This window comes from Mesorhizobium sp. CU3, assembly GCF_006442965.1.
Classification (GTDB): Bacteria; Pseudomonadota; Alphaproteobacteria; order Rhizobiales; family Rhizobiaceae; genus Mesorhizobium.
On record NZ_VFWX01000020.1, the window covers coordinates 73796 to 94744 of the forward strand.

A 20949-nucleotide genomic window follows, 5' to 3' on the forward strand; every position below is an offset into this window, starting at 1 on the left:
ATCCTTATCTAATTCTTTGTTGGAGCATGATCTTCTCCAAAAACCGGTTCCTACTTTTTGGAATCATGCTCTAGGTGAACAATCCGCGCTCCCGCTCCACCGCCTTGGTGATGAAGCCGGCGACGAGTTGGACGCGGCGCAGCGGCCTCACCGATTCGTGATAGACCAGCCAGTAGGCACGGCGGATGGGCGCGACGATGTCTACCGGCACCAGCTCCGGCATCGAGCGGGCGACGAAAGTGTGCAGGATGCCGATGCCGGCGCCCGAGCGGACAGCTTCAGCCTGGCCGAGCGCGGAAGATATGGCGAAGCTGGTGCGCCAATCCGGGCTGAACTCGGCGGCATAGTCGAGCGAGGGGCTGACGATCAGGTCCGGCACATAACCGATCAGCGTGTGGCGGCCGAGCTCGGCTGGCGTCTTCGGCAGGCCATTGGCTTCGACGTAAGCACGGGACGCAAACAGACCCAGCGTGTAGTCGACCAGCTTGCCGGCGACCAGCCGTCCCTCGCTCGGCCGCTCGACGGTGATGGCGATATCGGCCTCGCGCCGTGACAGCGAGAAGGAACGTGGCACCGGCACCAACTGGATGGTGAGCTCGCGATGCAAGCCGGTCAGCTCGCCCAGGCGCTTGGCGAGGAAAGCGACGCCGAAACCGTCTGGCGCGCCGATGCGCACCGTGCCGGAGACATCGTCGCCTTCGCCGGCAATGGTCGAACGTGCGGCGATCATGTCGCCTTCCATGCGCTCGGCGATGTCGAGGAAGCGCTCGCCGGCCGGCGTCAGCTCGCTGCCGGTGGTGAGCCGCCGGAAGAGCTTTGTCCTGAGCGCCTCCTCGAGGGCGGCGATGCGGCGCGAGACGGTGGCGTGGTTCAGTTCCAGGCGCCTGGCTGCGCCGAGGATCTGGCCGGCGCGGGCCACGGCAAGGAAGATGCGGACGTCATCCCAGTTCATGGGAAAGGCTTCTTTCGACAATCATCATTTGCGGCAATTAATGCACATGCTGTCCTCGTTGTCTATTTTCCGCACAACGGTTGCGTTCTCCCTCGCGTTGCGTTCGTGCCGGCAAAGGCGGACAATGCGCCATCACCAAAACAGGGAGAGAAACCATGATCGAATACGGTCATTTCATCGGCGGCAAGCGTGTCGCCGGCACCAGCGGCCGCAAGCAGGATGTGATGCAGCCGATGGATGGCTCCGTGCGCGGCACGGTGGCGCTGGCCTCGCAGGCGGAATTGCGCGCGGCGGTCGAGAATGCCAAGGCGGCGCAGCCCAAGTGGGCGGCCACCAACCCGCAGCGCCGCGTGCGCGTGCTGATGAAGTTTCTCGAACTGGTCCAGCGCGACTATGACGAACTGGCCGACATCCTGGCGCGCGAGCACGGCAAGACCATCGCCGACGCCAAGGGCGACATCCAGCGCGGCCTCGAAGTGGTCGAAGTCTGCATCGGTGCGCCGCATATGATGAAGGGCGAATTCACCGATGGCGCCGGCCCCGGCATCGACGTCTATTCGATGCGCCAGCCGCTCGGCGTCGTCGCCGGCATCACCCCGTTCAACTTCCCGGCGATGATCCCGCTGTGGAAGATCGCGCCGGCCATCGCCTGCGGCAACGCCTTCATCCTGAAGCCGTCCGAGCGTGATCCGGGCGTGCCGATCCGCATCGCGGAACTCTTCATCGAGGCCGGCCTGCCGGCGGGTATCCTCAACGTCGTCAACGGCGACAAGGAAGTGGTCGACGCCATCCTCGACGATCCGGACATCAAGGCCGTCGGCTTCGTCGGCTCGACGCCGATCGCGCACTACATCTATTCGCGCGGCACTGCCGCCGGCAAGCGCGTGCAGTGCTTCGGCGGCGCCAAGAACCATATGATCATCATGCCTGACGCCGATATGGACCAGACGGTCGATGCCCTCATCGGCGCCGGCTACGGCTCGGCCGGCGAACGCTGCATGGCGATCTCGGTTGCCGTCCCGGTCGGCAACGACACCGCCAACCGGCTCATGGAAAAGCTGGTGCCGCGCGTGGAAAGCCTGAAGGTCGGTCCCTCGACCGATTCCGCCGCCGATTTCGGCCCGCTGGTGACGGCGCAGGCACTGGAGCGCGTCAAGGGTTACGTCGATATCGGCGTCAAGGAAGGCGCCAAGCTCGTCGTCGACGGTCGCGGCTTCAAGATGCAGGGCTATGAGAACGGCTACTATATGGGTGGCTGCCTGTTCGACAACGTCACCGCCGACATGCGCATCTACAAGGAAGAGATCTTCGGGCCGGTGCTCTCGGTGGTGCGCGCGCCGCGCTACGAGGATGCGATCAAGCTCGCCAACGACCACGAGATGGGCAACGGCGTCGCCATCTTCACCCGCGACGGCGACGCTGCGCGTGACTTTGCGAGCCGTGTTCAGGTCGGCATGGTCGGCGTCAACGTGCCGATCCCGGTTCCGATCGCCTATTACACCTTCGGCGGCTGGAAGGCGTCGTCCTTCGGCGACTTGAACCAGCACGGCCCGGACGCCTTCCGCTTCTACACCAAGACCAAGACGGTCACCTCGCGCTGGCCGTCCGGTATCAAGGACGGCGCTGAGTTCGTCATTCCGACGATGAACTGACCGGACGGTTCCCCGTTCGCGCGTCCTCGCCTTCGGCTGCGGGCGCGCGGCAGGCATCAAGGACGGCGCGGAATTCGTCATCCCGACGATGAACTGAGCGATTACCGCCTGCGCGCTATGAGCGCGTGGGTGTCAATCAGATCGAGAACGAAGAGCCCGGCCGTCGCGCCGGGCTTTTCTTTTTTGCGAACTGTGTGCGCCTTCATGGAACCAACTGCCCATCCTTGGTCTTATTCCGCATTCCTGCCATGCGAGCAGGTTTATTGAACCGCGCCGGTGCAGCCGGGGTCCACGTCCGGCGCGAGGAGGTGTCGAATGACACGGTATGTTTGGGCGGCAGTGGTCGCCGCGGCGGTGGCGGTCTCCGCCGAAGCGGCTCAGGCGCAGGCAGGGTCGCAATGCGCGCCGCGCGCCGATATCGTCAAGGCGCTTGGCGACAAGTATCACGAAAGCGTGGCAGGGCGCGGGCTGATCAATCCGAACGTCGTGCTGGAAATCTTCGTTTCCGAGCAGGGCAGCTGGACCGTGGTTGCGTCCGACATCAAGGGGCAGAGCTGCGTCATGTCGGTCGGCGAGGGGTGGGACAGCCCGACGATCACCGCGGCGATACCCGGCGCCTGAGAACTCGCCGTCGAGCGCCCGCCACGGTAGGTTGCGCACGGCTTGCCATTCACCGTTGCGCAAGCTTGCGGACGGAAAACCGCTTTAAACTTTTCCTGGAATTGCTCTAACGCGTCGCTGCCACCTCGGCATGGCCGCGCAGCAGCGCGATGAGTTTCTTGGCGTCCTTGGCGGCGGCTTCCTCGTCGCCGTCGAGGATCGAGCGGATCAGCGCGACGTGGTGCTCGGCCGATTCGGCAAGCCCTGTGTCGGCCTTATAGCGATACCAGAAGCGGCGGCTGTGGGTCTGCAAGGGGGCGGCGACGCGCGCCGCGAAGGGGTTGTCGGCGGCCATGGCGAGCGCCTCGTCGAGCGCCTTGTCGGCCTGGATGAAGGCAAGCACGTTGCCCGAGATCACCGCTTTTTGCATCGCGAGCGCCGCCTCGTGAAACAGGTCGGCAGCCTCGCGGGTGACGAAGCGGGCGGCCGAGCGGGCGAGCACCACTTCGATGCCGCGCCTGGCGTCCAGCACCCGCAGCCAGTCGCCGGCGTGCAGCGGCGCGACCGCGATGCCGGCGCGGGGCCGTATGTCGAGAAGTCCCTCCCAGGCGAGCCGCTGGATCGCCTCGCGCACCGGGGTGCGGCCGAGACCGAGCTTGTCGATCAGCGCGCCTTCGGTGACGAAGCTCGACGGCGCCAGCTCAAGCGTGACGATCATGTGCTCCAGCGCGCGATAGGCTTTGGTCGCCGCCGGCGCGAAGGTCGTGCTTGCGTCAGCGGATATCAGTGGTGAGATCAAGGGGCGGGCTCCTGATATATTTTTCGTATATCATAAGGGATTCAGCATTGACGGGCCAGCTTTTAATAGATATATGACTGATATATCAATTGGAGAGATCGCCATGTGGACCGGAGTCTTCCCCGCCGTCACGACCAAATTCACCGCCGACGACCGCCTCGACCATGCCGAGATGGAGCGCTGCTACGGGCTGCAGATGGAGGCCGGATGCGACGGCATCATCGTCTGCGGATCGCTGGGCGAAGGGCCGATGCTGTCGGTTGATGAGAAGATCGACGTGCTGAAGACGGCCCAAAAGGTCGCCGGCAAGAAGCCGGTGCTGCTGACCATCAACGAGCCCGGCACCCGCGAGGCGGCTGGTATCGCCAAGCGCGCTGCCAAGGAAGGCGCCGATGGGTTGATGGTGGTGCCGAGCCCGATCTACCACACCAACCCGGAGGAGACGGTCGCCGCACTCCGGGCGGTGGCCGAGGCCGGCGACCTGCCGGTGATGATCTACTCCAACCGGCTCGCCTATCGCGTCGATGTCACCGTCGAGCTGATGGAGGAACTGGCGTCGGACGAGCGCTTCGTCGCCATCAAGGAATCGTCCGACGACATTCGCCGGTCGACCGAGATCATCAACCGCTTCGGCGACCGCTACGACCTCTTCACCGGCGTCGACAATCTGGCCTTTGAGGCACTGTCGGTCGGCGCCATCGGCTGGGTCGCCGGCCTGGTCACCGCCTTCCCGCGCGAGACCGTCGCCATCTATCAACTGATGCGGCAGGGCCGCCGCGAAGAGGCGCTCAAAATCTACCGCTGGTTCCGGCCGCTGCTCGACCTCGATGTCTCGACCTATCTGGTCCAAAACATCAAGCTTGCCGAAGTGCTGGCAATCGATACCAATGACCGCGTGCGCATGCCGCGTCAGCCGCTGTCGGGCGAGCGCCGCAAAGCCGTCGAGAAGATCGTCCGGGATGCGTTGGCGGTGCGGCCGCAACTGCCGTCGCTCCAGACGTCTCATCGATCGGCCGACAAGTTGGTGGCAGCCGAATAAGGGAAAAGCATTCGCGTGCAGGAAAATTCCGAGGAGGGGCGCCGCCCTTCATCCGCCCTTCGGGCTCCTTCTCCGCGTTCACGCGGAGAAGGAGAAGACATCGCCATCATCGGCGGCGGCATCATCGGCATCTGCGCTGCGACGTTCCTGAGCGAAGCCGGACGCAGCGTCACCATGTTCGACCGCACCGGCATCTGCGAGGAGACGAGCTCCGGCAACGCCGCCGCCTTCGCCTTCTCCGACGTGTTGCCGCTGGCGCATAAGGGCATGCTCAAGAACCTGCCGAAATGGCTCGCCGATCCGCTTGGGCCCCTGACTATCCCGCCGGCCTATCTGCCGAAGCTTCTGCCCTGGCTGTTCCGTTTCTGGCGGGCGGGTGCAGCGAAGCACTATGAGGCGAGCCTGGCTGCGCAGGTCGGCATGATGAGATTGGCCGAGGCGGAATGGATGAGCCTGCTCGACCGCTCCGGCACGCGGCCGATGCTGCGCGAGGACGGCTCGCTGGAATTCTACGAGAGTGAGGCGGAGTTCCGCGCCTCGTTGCCCGGCTGGGCCGAGCGCGAACGTTTCGGCATCGGCTTTCGCCATGTCGAGGGCGAGGAGATGGCGGCGCTGCAGCCAGGCCTGTCACCGCGCTTCGTCAAGGGCACCTTCGTGCCGGGCTGGAAGACGGTCGCCGATCCGAAGCTGCTCGGCAAGGCGGTCTGGGCCTATGCGGAGAAGCTGGGCGCCCGTTTCGAGCACGCGCGGGTGGAGCACATAGAGGCCGGCGCAAACGGCGCCACGATAGTTCTGGCCGACGGCACCAGGCGGACGGCGAGGAAGCTTCTTATCGCGGCCGGCGCCTGGTCGCATCTCCTTGCGAAGAATCTGGGCGACCACATCCCGCTGGAAACCGAGCGCGGCTACAACACGACACTGCCGGTCTCGGCCTTCGACGTGAAGCGGCAGCTGATCTTTTCCGGGCACGGCTTCGTCATCACGCCGCTGGAAACGGGCCTGCGCGTCGGCGGCGCCGTCGAGCTCGGCGGCATCGAGAGGGCGCCGAATTTCGCGCGCTCCAAGGCGATGCTCGAGAAAGCCAAGCGTTTCCTGCCGGGGCTCGATCCTGCGGGCGGCCGCGAGTGGATGGGTTTTCGCCCGTCGCTGCCGGACTCCTTGCCGGTCATCGGCGCGGCGCGGACGCCGAATGTCTATTACGCTTTCGGTCACGGCCATCTCGGTCTCACCCAGTCGGCGGCGACCGGTCGCTTGATCCGCGATCTCGTTCTCGGGCAGACTCCGCCGCTCGATCTCACACCCTTCCGCCCGCAACGGTTCTGAAAGTCAGGGAATGACCATGGCCAAAAAAACCTTCACCTGCATCGACGGCCATACCTGCGGCAATCCAGTGCGGCTGGTGGCCGGCGGCGGGCCGCTGCTGCAGGGTTCGACGATGATGGAACGGCGGGCGCATTTCCTGGCCGAATATGACTGGATCCGCACCGGGCTGATGTTCGAGCCGCGCGGCCATGACGTGATGTCGGGCTCGATCCTCTATCCGCCGACGCGGGACGACTGCGATATCGCCATCCTGTTCATCGAGACGTCCGGCTGCCTGCCGATGTGCGGCCACGGCACGATCGGCACGGTGACGATGGCGATCGAGCATGGGCTGGTGAAGCCGAAGACGCCGGGCGTGCTCAGGCTCGACACGCCGGCCGGCCTGGTGATCGCCGAGTACAAACAGGTCGGTGAGTATGTCGAGGAGGTGCGCATCACCAACGTGCCGTCCTTCCTTTATGCCGAAGGCCTGACCGTCGAATGCCCGGTGCTGGGCGAAATCAGCGTCGACGTCGCTTATGGCGGCAATTTCTACGCCATCGTCGAGCCGCAGAAGAATTACCGCGACATGGCCGATTACACGGCCGGCGACCTCATCGCCTGGAGCCCGGTGGTGCGGCGGCGCCTCAACGAGAAATACTCCTTCGTCCATCCGGAGAACCCCGGCATCAACCGGCTGTCGCATATGCTGTGGACCGGCGAGCCGAGAAATGCCGAGGCCGATGCGCGCAACGCCGTCTTCTACGGCGACAAGGCGATCGACCGCTCGCCTTGCGGCACCGGCACCTCGGCGCGCATGGCGCAGCTGCACGCCAAGGGCAAGCTCAAGGAAGGCGATAGTTTCGTCCACGAATCGATCATCGGCTCGCTGTTCAAGGGCAGGGTCGAAAAAGAGGTTTCCGTCGCCGGCAAGCCGGCGATCATTCCTTCGATCGGCGGCTGGGCACGCATGACCGGACTGAACACTATCTTCATCGACGACCGCGATCCGTTCGCGCACGGTTTTATTGTCACTTGATGCGGCCGGCCGGCGCCCTCAGCCGTCAGGCTGTGGCTTTCACCGATACCTGGTCACGGAACCAGTCGGCGAATTTGATTTCGGCTGCGGAAGGCTGGGCCGACATCGTCAGAAAATAGCCCTTGTCGTCATCGGTCGAGATATCGGAGACGACGACGAGGTCGCCGCGCCGTAGCTCTTCGCGGAAGACCTCGATCGGACAAAGCGCCACGCCATGGCCGGCGATGACGGCGGTGGCCAGGATGTTGAAATCGGCGAAGACCGGGCTGTTGCCGATGTCGGTCATGCCGATCCCGGCTTTCGCAAACCACTCCTGCCAGCCCTGCCGGGTCTCGTCATGCAGCAGGTCTGCCGCGGCAATCTCTGCCGGCGTATCCAGCCCGCCCTGGCGCGCCAGATAGTGCGGGCTGCAGGCGGGCCGGCTGATGCGCGAGAACAGCTTCAGGCTGGTGACGTGCGGCGAAGGGTCGGCACCGAGCGTGATGAGGACGTCGTTGTCGTCGTCGGCGAGACGATCCTCGGCCTTGGCATAGGCGACGCGGATCGCGATCTCGGGGTGGCGTGCGGTGAAGTCCGACAGGCGGGGCACCAGCCAGCGGCTGGCGATGGAGGGAATGCAGCCGACCGAGAGCGACTGCGCGCCGGCGCTTCTGCGAATGCGACGGCAGGCGGCGTCGAGTTCCATCAGCGCCGCGCTCGCGGCTGCCTGCAGGGCAAGCCCCGCCTCGGTCAGGCGAACCTTGCGGGCGTCGCGATGGAACAGGGCCACGCCAAGCCATTCCTCCAGCCGCCTGATCTGATGGCTGATGGCGGGGTGGGTGACATGCAGCTCCTCGCCGGCGGCGGAAAAGCTGAGGTGGCGGGCGGTGGCCTCAAAAGCCCGGATGGCATTCAGCGGCAGATAGTCCATCTGTAAAAATCTCTAACAGATAGCGCTAAAATCCATCATTTGAAACATGGCCCGCGCCGCGTCATTGATCTTGTCCTAGCTGGATCCCTATCCGAGATCTTCCGAAAAGTCGACCAATCCAGCCGATTTCGAAGCGCAAGCGCTTCCAAACCCGCCGTTCGATGAAAGGGCTCCGATGTTCACCCGGCAACTGACAGATGTAGAAAAAACTGACTTCTTCGTCGATTGGGGCAACGGCACCAGTCATCGCCTGCTGACCAGCCGAGACGGCATGGGCTTCACGGTCTGCCACACCGTCGTTCGCGCCGGCAGCGAATCGCGGCTGCAATACCGGCGGCACTTGGAGGCCTGCTACTGCATTTCCGGCAGCGGCGAGGTCGAGGACATGGCCGGCACGGTCCATCGGGTCGAGCCGGGCACGATCTATGTGCTCGATGCCCATGACGACCATTTCCTGCGCGCCGACAACGCTGGCGACATGGTGCTGGTAAGCGTCTTCAATCCGCCGCTCAACGGCACCGAGAAGCACAGTCTCAATGGAGAAGGAGGCTCTGCTTACTGACAATTCGCTGTAACTGCTTTGCATTGCGGCGAAGCGTCTGTCCGCGGAGGCGCCTCGCTGTCACGGGACCGTCACATGCGGCAGAATCCTGACCCGGCGGAAAGCCCGACGGTTGAAAACGGAGCGCGCTCGCCAACGCAAGGAATCTGCTCATCAACTTATTTTGACGGTGGTTTCTTCGAAAGCGGCGTCATCATAAGGTTGAATCGTCAAAGACATTGCGTTGTGCCAATGTTAGGGTCCGCGATAGTCCAGGGGTCGGGCGCGAAAAAAACGGGCAATCGGACGGCGTGCTTCCAAACCACGCAGGCGATTGAAAAATCACGTTGCAATCCGGGCTCGAAACTTTACGACTAGGGGAAATACGAAAAGGAATGCGTCCGCAAAGGCGACATTCCAGGGGAGCCGCTTAAATATGCAGTACTTCGTCCAGCAGCTTATCAATGGGCTGACGCTGGGATCGATCTATGGGCTGATCGCGATCGGCTATACGATGGTCTACGGCATCATCGGCATGATCAATTTCGCCCATGGCGACATTTTCATGGTCGGCGCCTTCACCGCCCTCATCGTCTTCCTCATCCTCGGGGCGCTGTTCTATTCGGTGCCGGTGGTGGTCGCGCTCCTGATCATGATGATCGTGGCGATGCTTCTCACCAGTCTTTACAACTGGACGATCGAAAAGGTGGCCTACCGGCCGCTGCGCGGTTCGTTCCGGCTGGCGCCGCTGATCACCGCCATCGGCATGTCGATCGCGTTGTCCAACTTCGTGCAGGTCACGCAAGGGCCGCGCAACAAGCCGATCCCGCCGCTGGTCAGCCAGGTCTATACGATCGACGGGATCAGCATCTCGCTGAAGCAGATCATCATCGTAATCGTCACCGTCGTGCTCCTGGCGCTCTTCTGGTACCTGGTCAACCGGACCGCGCTGGGCCGGGCGCAGCGCGCTTGCGAACAGGACCGCAAGATGGCAGCACTCCTCGGCATCGATGTCGATCGCACCATCTCCATCACCTTCATCATGGGCGCCGCCCTTGCCGCCGTCGCCGGCACGCTGTTCCTGATGTACTACGGCGTGGTGGTGTTCTCCGACGGCTTCGTGCCGGGCGTGAAGGCCTTCACCGCCGCGGTGCTCGGCGGCATCGGCTCGCTGCCGGGCGCAGTGCTCGGCGGACTGCTCATCGGCTTCATCGAAAGCATGTGGTCGGCCTATTTCTCCATCGACTACAAGGACGTCGCCGCCTTCTCGATCCTGGCGATCGTGCTGATCTTCCTGCCCTCCGGCATTCTGGGCCGGCCTGAAGTCGAAAAGGTCTGATCCTCATGGCCGTTACCACGTCTTCGGAGCGCGACAGCGTCGCCACTCCAATCCAGCGCGCCTTTCGCGAGGCGCTCTATGCCGGCCTGATCTCGCTTGGACTGTTCGTGCTGTTCATCGGTCTGAGGACCGACCAGAACATCAACAACGAACTGATCCTGGTTCAACGCTGGGGCCTGCTTGCCATCGTGGTCATCGCGGTTACCGTCGGCCGCTTCCTCTATGTCGCCTATGCCGTCCCGGCGATGGAGCGGTCGAAGGCCGAGAAGGCAGCGGCGCCCGCCGCCGCTGCCGCGGAGCCCGGCGTGGTGCGCCGCAACTTCAACAAGATCGGCCTCGTCGTTCTCTTTCTCTACCCCGTCGCCATGGTGCTTTTGTTCGGCTTCCAGGGTTCGCTGAAATGGGTCGATAATTTCGGCATCCAGATCCTGATCTATGTGATGCTGGCCTGGGGCCTCAACATCGTCATCGGTCTCGCCGGCCTGCTCGATCTCGGCTACGTCGCCTTCTATGCCGTCGGCGCCTATGCCTATGCGCTGCTCGGCACGCATTTCGGCCTGTCGTTCTGGATCCTGCTTCCGGCCGCCGGCGCCATGGCCGCGATGTGGGGCGTGCTGCTCGGCTTCCCGGTGCTGAGGCTGCGCGGCGACTATCTGGCGATCGTCACTCTTGCCTTCGGTGAGATCATCCGCCTGGTGCTGATCAACTGGCGCGAGGTGACGAACGGTTCGGCCGGCATCTCCGGCATTCCGAAAGTATCGTTCTTCGGCTTGATGTCGTTCAACGTCTCGGATCCGAACTACATCGCCAAGGTGCTGCACATCGCCCAGTCGGGCGCCTACTACAAGATCTTCCTCTACTACCTCATCCTGCTGCTTTGCCTGCTCACCGCCTTCGTGACCATCAGGCTTCGCCGCCTGCCGGTCGGGCGCGCCTGGGAAGCGCTGCGCGAGGACGAAATCGCCTGCCGCTCGCTCGGCATCAACACCACCACGACCAAGCTCACGGCCTTCGCCACCGGCGCGATGTTCGGCGGCTTCGCCGGCTCGTTCTTCGCGGCACGCCAGGGCTTCGTCAGCCCCGAATCCTTCGTCTTCCTGGAATCGGCGATCATCCTCGCCATCGTCGTGCTCGGCGGCATGGGTTCGCTCGGCGGCATCGCGGTGGCGGCGCTGGTGATGATCGGCGGCACCGAAATCCTGCGCGAGCTGGACTTCCTCAAGGCCGTGTTCGGCCCCGACTTCACGCCGGAGCTCTACCGCATGCTCTTGTTCGGCATGGCCATGGTCATCGTCATGCTGTGGAAGCCGCGCGGCTTCGTCGGCAGTCGAGAACCGACGGCATTTCTCAAAGAACGAAGAGCGGTCTCCGCGTCCTTCACCAAGGAGGGGCACGGCTGATGAACGCGCAGGCTTCGACAAACGATACCATCCTGCAGGTCGAGCATCTGTCGATGAAGTTCGGCGGCCTGGTTGCCATTGGCGACCTTTCCTTCCAGGCCAAGCGCGGCGAGATCACCGCGCTGATCGGCCCGAACGGCGCCGGCAAGACGACGGTGTTCAACTGCATCACCGGCTTCTACAAGCCGTCGGAAGGCATGCTGACGCTCAACCGGCGTGACGGCTCCAGCTACCTGCTCGAGCGGCTGCCCAACCACGAGATCCCGGCGCGCGCAAAGGTGGCGCGCACCTTCCAGAACATCCGCCTGTTCTCGGGCATGACGCTGCTGGAGAACCTTTTGGTCGCGCAGCACAACAAGCTGATGAAGGCCTCGGGCTACACCATTCTCGGCCTGTTCGGCTTTTCGAGCTACCGCCAGGCTTCGGCCGAATCGATCGAGCTCGCCAAGCACTGGCTGGAAAAGGCTGATCTCGTCGACCGCGCTGATGACCCGGCCGGCGACCTGCCCTATGGCGCGCAGCGCCGTCTGGAGATCGCGCGGGCCATGTGCACGGGGCCGGAGCTCCTGTGCCTCGACGAGCCGGCCGCCGGCCTCAATCCGAAGGAATCGGCGGCCCTCAACGAGCTGTTGATGGACATCAAGAACAACACCGGCACCTCGATCCTCTTGATCGAGCACGACATGTCGGTGGTCATGCAGATTTCCGATCACGTCGTCGTGCTCGAATACGGCCGCAAGATCTCCGACGGCAGCCCGCAGTCGGTGCGCACCGATCCGCGCGTCATTGCCGCCTATCTCGGCGTCGACGACGAGGAAGTGCAGGAAGTGCTGGTCGAAGTCGGCGACGAGGACGTCATCGAGCAGCTCGACACCGGCCCCGACTCGGCGCACGGACCAGGTAATTCCGCTTCGATGATGGCGGGACCGGTTTCCGATACGACCGAACACGCAAACGAGGGCGAGCGCGTCACGGTTTCGAAGGGCGCCTCTAAAGCGGCGCAAGTCGACGCTCGCGCCGCCTCGATCGCCAGCAAGCCCGTCGCACCGCCGCCGGCGGCAAAGACCGGCGCCGCCAAGGCCGGCGCCAAAAAACCGGCGACCAAAGCACCTGCGAAAGCCGCAGGCATCTCCAACCGCCTCGACGCGCCGCGCGGCGGCAAGGCCGACAGCCTGATCCGTATCAAGGGCATCGGTCCTGTCAACGAGCGCAAGCTCAACGAGCACGGCATTTTCCATTTCGATCAGATCGCCGCCTGGAAGAAGGCCGACATCGAAGCGGCGGAGGCCTACCTCGCCTTTGACGGGCGCATCGCGCGCGAAGACTGGATCGGCCAGGCCAAGGCGCTGGCGAAGGAAGCGGCGGCCAAGCCCGCGACGGGTGGAGGGCGGAAATAATGGCCGGCACAACGCTGCTCGACATCAAGGGTGTCGAGACCTATTACGGCAACATCCGGGCGCTGAACGGCGTCAATGTCCAGGTCAACCAGGGCGAGGTCGTGGCGCTGATCGGCGCCAACGGCGCCGGCAAATCGACCTTGATGATGACCATCTTTGGGGCGCCGCGGGCGCGGACCGGCAGCATCACCTTCGCCGGCACCGACATCACGCAGATGCCGACGCATGAGATCGCGCGCCTGCGCATCGCGCAGTCGCCCGAAGGCAGGCGCATCTTCCCGCGCATGACGGTGATGGAAAACCTGCAGATGGGCGCCAGCCTCGACAACCTCAAATATTACGACGAGGACGTCGAGAAGGTGTTCACGCTGTTTCCGCGGCTAAAGGAACGCATCGGCCAGCGCGGCGGCACGCTGTCGGGCGGCGAGCAGCAGATGCTGTCGATCGGCCGCGCGCTGATGGCAAGGCCGAAGCTGCTTCTGCTCGACGAGCCGTCGCTGGGTCTGGCGCCGCTGATCGTCAAGCAGATCTTCGACGCCATTCGCGAGCTGAACCGCACGCAAGGGCTGACTGTGTTCCTGGTCGAGCAGAACGCCTTCGGCGCGCTCAAGCTCGCGACGCGCGGCTATGTCATGGTCAACGGCAATGTGACGATGAGCGGCACCGGCAAGGAATTGCTCGCCAATCCGGAAGTGCGCGCAGCCTATCTGGAAGGCGGCCATCACTAGGGGTTTGTTCTGAAGCATGATCTTCTCCGAAAAGTCCGCAACTTTTCTGGATCATGCAGGATCGGGAAGATAAATCATGCAGGGTATTATCTACGAAGAAGCCTCGATCTGGCAGTTCCTGTTCGTCACCTGCCTGCTCGGCGGCTGGGCGGCATGGATGACCGGCAAGGCGGCGGCGCAGACCTGGAGCAGCTACTTGCAGCTGTTCTTCTACATGCTCGGTCTTGGCGTCGGCATCCGGTTCATCCATCACGCGCTGTTCGACGGCACCATGTTCTCGCTGCACTACTATATCGTCGACACCATCGTGCTGATGGTATTGGGCTTCCTCGGCTATCAATACACGCGCACCAACCAAATGGTCACGCAGTATAACTGGCTCTATGAAAGAGCTTCCTTATTGAGCTGGAAGCCCAAGGGCTGACGTTCACCATTAACGCCGTTTCGGGGATGAATCGGCGTGACAAGTGCCTGAAAATCGGCATTCTATGCTTTCTGCGATAAGGGTGGGCATCGCATGAAAGTATCATCCACGCCCACTCCGTAAATGGGAGCGTTTCAATGAAAAAATCACTCTTGTCCGCCGTTGCGCTGACCGCGTTCATCGCGCTCGGCGGCAGCGCGTGGGCCGCTGACATCCTGATCGGCGTCGCCGGTCCGATCACCGGCCCGAACGCCGCCTTCGGTGCTCAGCTGCAAAAGGGCGCGGAGCAGGCGGTCGCCGACATCAACGCCGCGGGCGGCATCAACGGCCAGCAGCTCAAGCTCGAGATCGGCGACGACGTCTCCGACCCCAAGCAGGGCATCTCGGTCGCCAACAAGTTCGTCGCTGACGGCGTCAAGTTCGTCGACGGGCACTTTAACTCGGGCGTCACCATTCCGGCGTCGGAAGTCTATGCCGAAAACGGCATCCTCGTGATGACCCCGGCCGCGACCAATCCGAAGCTCACCGAGCGCGGCCTGTGGAACACCTTCCGTACCTGCGGTCGCGACGACCAGCAGGGCAAGGTGGCCGGCGACTACATCGCCAAGAACTTCAAGGACGCCAAGATCGCCATCATCCACGACAAGACGCCTTACGGCCAGGGCCTTGCCGACGAGACCAAGAAGAACCTGAACGCCAACGGCATCACCGAGGTGATGTATGAAGGCGTCAACGTCGGCGACAAGGACTTCTCGGCCCTCATCGCCAAGATGAAGGAAAACGGCGTCACCCTGATCTACTGGGGGGGCCTGCACACCGAAGCCGGCCTGATCATCCGTCAGTCGGCCGACCAGGGCCTGAAGGCGCCGCTGTTCTCGGGCGACGGCATTGTCTCCAACGAACTGGCCTCGATCGCCGGCGATGCCGTTGCCGGCACGCTCAACACCTTCGCTCCGGATCCGCGCAAGAATCCGGCCGCCAAGGAAGTGGTGGAGAAGTTCCGCGCCGCCGGCTTCGAGCCGGAAGCCTACACGCTGTACTCCTACGCCGCGATCCAGATCATCTCGCAGGCTATCGCCAAGGCCGGCTCGGCCGACGATGCGCAGAAGGTCGCCGAGATCATCAAGTCGGGCGGTCCGTGGAAGACGGCCATCGGCGAGATCGGCTACGACTCCAAGGGCGACATCACCCGTCCGGACTACGTCATCTACGAATGGAAGAAGGGTGACGACGGCAAGTACAGCTACTTCGAGAAATAAGCCGGCAAACAAAGCCGACTTTTCGGGATGCCCGGCGCCAAGCGCCGGGCATTTTCTTTGGTAGCGTCCTTCCGGTACATAGCGCCTTGTTGCGCCCACCGATGCCCCTTTCCGTCGCTGCCGTAGGGCATATCGAGAAAGGCAATGACGGCTTTGCCGCAAACAGGGGACCTAAATCGTTTTAGATGTCGCGCGATTCTGTTTGCACTGCAGCATTTTCACGCTAATCATTGCGCCGGTTACCTTCCCTTCCGCTGCTGGAGCCCTCGTCCTTGGCCATCACGAAGATTCTCGTCGCCAATCGGTCCGAAATCGCCATCCGCGTCTTCCGCGCGGCCAATGAGCTGGGCCTCAAAACCGTGGCGATCTGGGCGGAGGAGGACAAATATTCGCTGCACCGCTTCAAGGCCGACGAGAGCTATCAGGTCGGGCGCGGCCCGCACCTCAACAAGGACATGGGGCCGATCGAGAGCTACCTGTCGATCGAGGAAGTGATCCGCGTCGCAAAACTGTCCGGCGCCGACGCCATCCATCCCGGCTACGGCCTGCTCTCGGAAAGCCCGGAATTCGCCGAGGCCTGCGCCGAAGCCAGCATCACCTTCATCGGTCCGAAGCCGGAGACGATGCGCCGTCTCGGCAACAAGGTCGCCGCGCGCAATCTGGCGATCGAGGTCGGCGTGCCGGTGGTGCCCGCCACTGATCCGCTGCCCGACGACATGGAGGCGGTGAAGAAGCTCGCCGCCGAGATCGGCTATCCGGTTATGCTCAAGGCCTCGTGGGGCGGCGGCGGCCGCGGCATGCGCGCCATCCGCGCGGAAGCCGACCTCGCCCGCGAGGTGATGGAAGGCAAGCGCGAGGCCAAGGCCGCCTTCGGCAAGGACGAGGTCTATCTCGAAAAGCTGATCGAGCGCGCCCGCCATGTCGAGGTGCAGGTGCTGGGCGACACGCATGGCAACGCCGTGCATCTTTTCGAGCGCGACTGCTCGATCCAACGCCGCAACCAGAAGGTCGTGGAACGCGCGCCGGCGCCTTATCTCAGCGAGGAACTGCGGCAGGAGCTTTGCGGCTATGCGCTCAAGATCGCGCGCGAGACCAGCTATATCGGCGCCGGCACGGTCGAGTTCCTGCAGGACGCCGACACCGGCAAGTTCTACTTCATCGAGGTCAATCCGCGCATCCAGGTCGAGCACACTGTCACCGAGCAGGTGACCGGCATCGATATCGTCAAGGCGCAGATCCATATCCTCGACGGCTTCGCCATCGGCACCAAGGAATCCGGCGTGCCGGCGCAGAAGGACATCCGCCTCAATGGCCATGCGCTGCAGTGCCGCATCACCACCGAAGACCCTGAGCACAATTTCATCCCGGATTACGGCCGCATCACCGCCTATCGCGAGGCGGCCGGCTTCGGCATCCGGCTCGACGGCGGCACCGCCTATTCGGGCGCGGTCATCACCCGCTTCTACGATCCGCTGCTCGAAAAGGTGACGGCCTGGGCGCCGACACCGGGCGAGGCGATTTCGCGCATGAACCGGGCGCTGCGCGAGTTTCGCATCCGCGGCGTCGCCACCAACCTCACCTTCCTCGAAGCGATCATCAACCACCAGCGCTTCCACGACAATTCCTACACGACCCGTTTCATCGACACGACGCCGGAGCTGTTCGAGCAGGTGAAGCGGCAGGATCGCGCCACCAAGCTGCTCAATTATCTGGCCGATGTCAGCGTCAACGGCCACCCGGAGACGCGCGGCCGGCCGATGCCGAAGGCCAATGCGGCGGCGCCCGTGGTGCCCTATCTCAACGGCCACATTCCGGACGGCAGCAAGCAGCGCCTCGATGCTCTCGGTCCGGAGAAATTCGCAGTCTGGATGCGTGGCGAACGCCAGGTGCTGGTCACCGACACGACGATGCGCGACGGCCACCAGTCGCTGCTTGCCACGCGCATGCGCACGCATGACATCGTCGGCATCGCCGGCACCTATGCGCGGGCGCTGCCTCAGCTTTTGTCGCTGGAATGCTGGGGCGGTGCCACGTTCGACGTCGCCATGCGCTTCCTGACCGAGGATCCGTGGGAGCGGCTGAGCAAGGTGCGCGAGGCCGCACCGAACCTTCTCCTGCAAATGCTTCTGCGCGGCGCCAACGGTGTTGGCTACATCAATTATCCCGACAATGTCGTGCAGCATTTCGTCAAGCAGGCCGCCAGCGGCGGCGTCGACCTGTTCCGCGTCTTCGACTGCCTGAACTGGGTCGAGAACATGCGCGTCGCCATGGACGCGGTCGGCGCCGAGGGCAAGCTGGTCGAAGCGGCGATGTGCTACACCGGCGACATCCTCGATCCGGCGCGCGCCAAATACGACCTCAAATATTATGTCGGGCTGGCCAAGGAACTGGAAGCGGCCGGCGCCAATATCATCGCCGTCAAGGACATGGCCGGGCTCTTGAAGCCCGCCGCGGCGCGCGTGCTGTTCAAGGCGCTGCGCGAAGCGACCGACCTGCCGATCCATTTCCACACGCATGACACGTCCGGCCTGTCGGCCGCGACGGTGCTGGCGGCGGTGGAGAGTGGCGCCGACGCCATCGACGCGGCGATGGATTCCTTCTCCGGCAACACCTCGCAGCCCTGTCTTGGCTCGATCGTCGAGGCGCTGAAAGGCACCGAGCGCGATCCCGGCCTCGACCCGCAATGGATCCGCCGCATCTCCTTCTACTGGGAAGCGGTGCGCAACCAGTACGCCGCCTTCGAAAGCGACCTAAAGGGACCGGCTTCGGAAGTCTATCTGCACGAGATGCCGGGTGGCCAGTTCACCAACCTCAAGGAACAGGCGCGCTCGCTTGGACTGGAGACGCGCTGGCACGAGGTCGCGCAGGCCTATCACGACGTCAATTTGATGTTCGGCGACATCGTCAAGGTGACGCCGTCCTCCAAGGTGGTCGGCGACATGGCGCTGATGATGGTCAGCCAGGACCTCACCGTCGCCGACGTCGAGAACCCGGCCAAGGACATCGCCTTCCCGGACTCGGTCGTCTCCATGCTGCGCGGCGATCTCGGCCAGTCACCCGGCGGCTGGCCGACGGCGCTGCAGAAGAAGGCGCTGAAGGGCGAGAAGCCGATCACGGCGCGGCCGGGCTCGCTGTTGAAGCCGGCCGATCTCAAGGCCAGCCGCAAGGATATCGAGACAAAGCTGGAGCGCAGGCTCTCGGAGTTCGAATTCGCCTCCTGGCTGATGTACCCGAAGGTGTTCACCGACTTCGCCGCCGCGCAGGAAACCTACGGGCCGGTGAGCGTGCTGCCGACGCCGACCTATTTCTACGGCATGAAGTCGGAGGACGAGATCTTCCTCGACATAGAGAAGGGCAAGACGCTGGTGGTGCGCTGCCTGGCGGTCGGCGATGTCGACGAAAAGGGCATGGTCACCGTCTTCTTCGAGCTCAACGGCCAGCCGCGCCGCGTCAGGGTGCCGGACAGGGCGCATGGCGCCTCCGCCGCCAAGGCGCGCCGCAAGGCCGAGCCCGGCAACGAAGCGCATGTCGGCGCGCCGATGCCCGGCGTGGTCTCTGCGCTTGCCGTAGCCGCCGGACAGGCGGTCAAGGCTGGCGACGTGCTGCTGTCGATCGAGGCGATGAAGATGGAGACCGCGCTCCACGCCGAGCGCGACGGCGAGGTCGCCGAAGTGCTGGTCCGCGCCGGCGAACAGATCGACGCCAAGGATTTGCTCGTCGCCTTTAAATAAGGTGCGCCGATATTCAGGTGAGGCCGGCCTGCAAATGCCGGCTTCCTGCGCTTCCGGTGCTCACGTACGAAAAGTACGCTCCGCTCCGGTTCTCGGAATCCGACATTTTCGACGCGGCCTGACCTGAATCTCGACACACCTTGTGCCTGGCCGTCCACAGGCGCTCGACAAGTGTCTTGACCAGCCGCGCCCGCTCGGGCAGGGAACCCGCTCCAATTTGGCACGGCGGGAATCGCCGTCGCACCAGAAGACGCGGAGAGAAAAAATGGCCGATGAGATCACCGAGACCAGCCAGACTGTAGCCGCCGGCCAGCTGCGCGCCATCATCGAGCGCATCGAGCGCCTCGAAGAGGAAAAGAAGACGATTTCCGACGACATCAAGGATGTCTATGCCGAGGCCAAGGGCACCGGTTTCGACACCAAGGCGGTCCGCACCATCGTGCGGCTGCGCAAGAAGGATCAGGCCGAGCGCCAGGAAGAAGAATCCATCCTGGACCTGTACAAAGCCGCGCTCGGCATGGTCTGAGACCTCGTGGCCGGGGAACGGCCATGAACGAGTTCGACTTCGGCGGCCGCCGCGCCACGGAGTTCCGCCATCGTGGCTTCTGGACGCTGTTCGCCGAGCGGCACCCGGAAGAAAGAGAGAGGCTCGCAAGGCGCGGGCCATGGTTCTGGCAGCGCGGGCTGCCGGATTTCGCCTTGGTGCTTTCGATGTATGTCGCACCGGCGCAGAACCATGTCGGTGTCTTCTTCGGCCGCAATGAAAAGTTCGGCGCCACGGACTCCTGGTCGCGGCTGAAGCCGTTCCAGCCGGCGATCGAGGATCGGCTGAAGCTCAAGCCGGAGCAGAGCTGCGAGGGTCTCGGCATCAACTCGATGTGGCGGGTGAACTGCTATGCCGAGGACAACTGGCCGGCCATGAGCGACTGGCTGGTGACGGAATGCTCGCGTGTCGAGGAAGCGGTAACCACGGTTCTGGGACGGGATCGCCCGTGATAACCGACTTCTTCCGCGCTCGCTGGCGCGGCGCGGCGCCGCTCGACCGGCTGTTCTGGCGCGACATGCTGCTTGTCGGCACGGCGATCAGCCTCGCCTCGTCGGCGCTGGCGCTTGTCCTGCTCGGGCTGAAGCTGCCGCTCTGGCTGGTGCTGACCGTTCATTTCCTGCCGGTGCCCTACAACATCTTCCTCACCATCGCCGTCTGGCGCACGGCAGAGAAGGCCGGCGGCTTCAAGGCGCAGCTGATGATGCTGGGCTCGGCGCTCTGGCTGATCGCGGCCGCTGTCGTCTGAAGATATTTCCCTGGAACCGAGGGGCACAAAAAAGGGCGGCCGAAGCCGCCCTTTCGGGAATTCGAAGCGAAGTCGGTCAGGCCGCAGGCTCGAAGCGCAGCGCCACGCCGTTGATACAATAGCGCAGGCCGGTCGGCGGCGGGCCGTCCTCAAAGACGTGGCCGAGATGGCTGCCGCAGCGCGAGCAGTGGCATTCGGTGCGGACCATGCCGTAGCTGCGGTCGACGGTGTTCTCGATCGAGCCGGCAACGGGATCGTTGAAGCTCGGCCAGCCGGTGCCGCTCTCGAACTTCAGCTTGGATTCGAACAGCGGCTGGTCGCAGCCGACGCAGTGGAAGGTGCCGGCGCGCTTCTCATAGAGCAGGGCGCAACTGCCGGGACGCTCGGTGCCGTGGTTGCGCATGACGGCGTACTGCTCCGGCGTCAGCTTGGCGCGCCATTCGGCATCGGTGCGGGTGACGGGATAGGCGTGGGTGTCCATGAAATCTCCTCGGCCTTGACGGCTCGTTGTTGGTTGCAACGGGTATTCGCACGAAGATAGGCAA

20 protein-coding genes are annotated in these 20949 nt (G+C 63.9%); 16 read left to right on the forward strand and 4 right to left on the reverse strand.

The genetic code is table 11. The features are described from left to right. Positions 1-70: 70 nt before the first annotated feature. Positions 71-952: a LysR family transcriptional regulator gene (locus FJ988_RS25710; protein WP_140821237.1), complete on the reverse strand. Its 882-nt coding sequence runs from the start codon at positions 950-952 to the stop codon at positions 71-73. Positions 953-1107: 155 nt separating this feature from the next. Between FJ988_RS25710 and FJ988_RS25715 the strand changes: the two genes are divergently transcribed. After that, entirely contained in the window at positions 1108-2604 is a 1497-nt protein-coding gene (locus FJ988_RS25715) for a CoA-acylating methylmalonate-semialdehyde dehydrogenase (protein WP_140821239.1), read from the forward strand. 315 nt (positions 2605-2919) lie between these two features. Further along, positions 2920-3225 carry a hypothetical protein gene (locus FJ988_RS25720; protein WP_140821241.1) on the forward strand — a complete coding sequence of 102 codons (306 nt, stop codon included), beginning with the start codon at positions 2920-2922 and terminating at the stop codon, positions 3223-3225. Positions 3226-3331: 106 nt separating this feature from the next. On the opposite strand, the gene FJ988_RS25725 is transcribed toward FJ988_RS25720, so the two are convergent. Beyond that, positions 3332-4003 carry a GntR family transcriptional regulator gene (locus FJ988_RS25725; RefSeq protein WP_407067705.1) on the reverse strand — a complete coding sequence of 224 codons (672 nt, stop codon included), beginning with the start codon at positions 4001-4003 and terminating at the stop codon, positions 3332-3334. Between the two features lie 103 nt (positions 4004-4106). On the opposite strand from FJ988_RS25725, the gene FJ988_RS25730 reads away from it, so the two are divergent. Genes FJ988_RS25730 through FJ988_RS25740 form a run of 3 tightly spaced genes read left to right on the forward strand, consistent with a single transcriptional unit; the run spans position 4107 to position 7383 of the window. After that, the gene (locus FJ988_RS25730) at positions 4107-5042 is read left to right on the forward strand and encodes a dihydrodipicolinate synthase family protein (protein ID WP_140821243.1); all 936 of its coding nucleotides are present in this window, start codon (positions 4107-4109) and stop codon (positions 5040-5042) included. Between the two features lie 15 nt (positions 5043-5057). After that, positions 5058-6365, forward strand: a complete 1308-nt coding sequence (locus FJ988_RS25735; protein WP_140821245.1) for an FAD-binding oxidoreductase — start codon at positions 5058-5060, stop codon at positions 6363-6365. A gap of 16 nt (positions 6366-6381) precedes the next feature. Then, on the forward strand, positions 6382-7383 hold the full coding sequence (locus FJ988_RS25740; protein ID WP_140821247.1) for a 4-hydroxyproline epimerase: 1002 nt from the start codon (positions 6382-6384) through the stop codon (positions 7381-7383). Between the two features lie 25 nt (positions 7384-7408). Here the strand turns inward: FJ988_RS25740 and FJ988_RS25745 are convergent, their stop codons facing one another. Then, positions 7409-8293, reverse strand: a complete 885-nt coding sequence (locus FJ988_RS25745; protein WP_140821249.1) for a LysR substrate-binding domain-containing protein — start codon at positions 8291-8293, stop codon at positions 7409-7411. A 175-nt stretch (positions 8294-8468) separates the two neighbouring features. Between FJ988_RS25745 and FJ988_RS25750 the strand changes: the two genes are divergently transcribed. The 11 genes from FJ988_RS25750 to FJ988_RS25800 all read left to right on the forward strand — a co-directional run bounded on the left by FJ988_RS25750 (position 8469) and on the right by FJ988_RS25800 (position 20404). After that, the gene (locus tag FJ988_RS25750; RefSeq protein ID WP_140821251.1) at positions 8469-8855 is read left to right on the forward strand and encodes an ectoine synthase; all 387 of its coding nucleotides are present in this window, start codon (positions 8469-8471) and stop codon (positions 8853-8855) included. Between the two features lie 415 nt (positions 8856-9270). Further along, positions 9271-10173, forward strand: a complete 903-nt coding sequence (locus FJ988_RS25755; RefSeq protein WP_140821253.1) for a branched-chain amino acid ABC transporter permease — start codon at positions 9271-9273, stop codon at positions 10171-10173. A gap of 5 nt (positions 10174-10178) precedes the next feature. After that, positions 10179-11573: a high-affinity branched-chain amino acid ABC transporter permease LivM gene (gene livM / locus FJ988_RS25760; protein ID WP_140821255.1), complete on the forward strand. Its 1395-nt coding sequence runs from the start codon at positions 10179-10181 to the stop codon at positions 11571-11573. Beyond that, a complete protein-coding gene (locus tag FJ988_RS25765; RefSeq protein ID WP_140821257.1) occupies positions 11573-12970 on the forward strand; it encodes an ATP-binding cassette domain-containing protein in 1398 nt (465 codons plus the stop codon). The genes livM and FJ988_RS25765 overlap by 1 nt, the downstream gene beginning before the upstream one ends. After that, positions 12970-13698, forward strand: coding sequence for an ABC transporter ATP-binding protein (locus tag FJ988_RS25770; RefSeq protein WP_140821259.1), 729 nt, complete (start codon positions 12970-12972; stop codon positions 13696-13698). Before FJ988_RS25765 ends, FJ988_RS25770 begins: the two co-directional genes overlap by 1 nt. A 76-nt stretch (positions 13699-13774) precedes the next feature. Next, positions 13775-14122, forward strand: coding sequence for a DUF6867 family protein (locus FJ988_RS25775; protein ID WP_140821261.1), 348 nt, complete (start codon positions 13775-13777; stop codon positions 14120-14122). A 137-nt stretch (positions 14123-14259) separates the two neighbouring features. After that, positions 14260-15381: a branched-chain amino acid ABC transporter substrate-binding protein gene (locus FJ988_RS25780; protein WP_140821263.1), complete on the forward strand. Its 1122-nt coding sequence runs from the start codon at positions 14260-14262 to the stop codon at positions 15379-15381. A gap of 272 nt (positions 15382-15653) precedes the next feature. After that, complete coding sequence (gene pyc / locus FJ988_RS25785) at positions 15654-19112, forward strand: pyruvate carboxylase (protein WP_140821265.1); 3459 nt, start codon at positions 15654-15656, stop codon at positions 19110-19112. Positions 19113-19377: 265 nt separating this feature from the next. Further along, a complete protein-coding gene (locus FJ988_RS25790) occupies positions 19378-19638 on the forward strand; it encodes a DUF2312 domain-containing protein (RefSeq protein ID WP_095809925.1) in 261 nt (86 codons plus the stop codon). 23 nt (positions 19639-19661) lie between these two features. Continuing rightward, complete coding sequence (locus FJ988_RS25795; protein WP_140821267.1) at positions 19662-20108, forward strand: hypothetical protein; 447 nt, start codon at positions 19662-19664, stop codon at positions 20106-20108. Continuing rightward, a complete protein-coding gene (locus tag FJ988_RS25800; protein WP_140821270.1) occupies positions 20105-20404 on the forward strand; it encodes a hypothetical protein in 300 nt (99 codons plus the stop codon). Before FJ988_RS25795 ends, FJ988_RS25800 begins: the two co-directional genes overlap by 4 nt. A 76-nt stretch (positions 20405-20480) precedes the next feature. Here the strand turns inward: FJ988_RS25800 and msrB are convergent, their stop codons facing one another. Then, entirely contained in the window at positions 20481-20885 is a 405-nt protein-coding gene (gene msrB / locus FJ988_RS25805; protein ID WP_140821272.1) for a peptide-methionine (R)-S-oxide reductase MsrB, read from the reverse strand. Between the last annotated feature and the right edge of the window lie 64 nt (positions 20886-20949).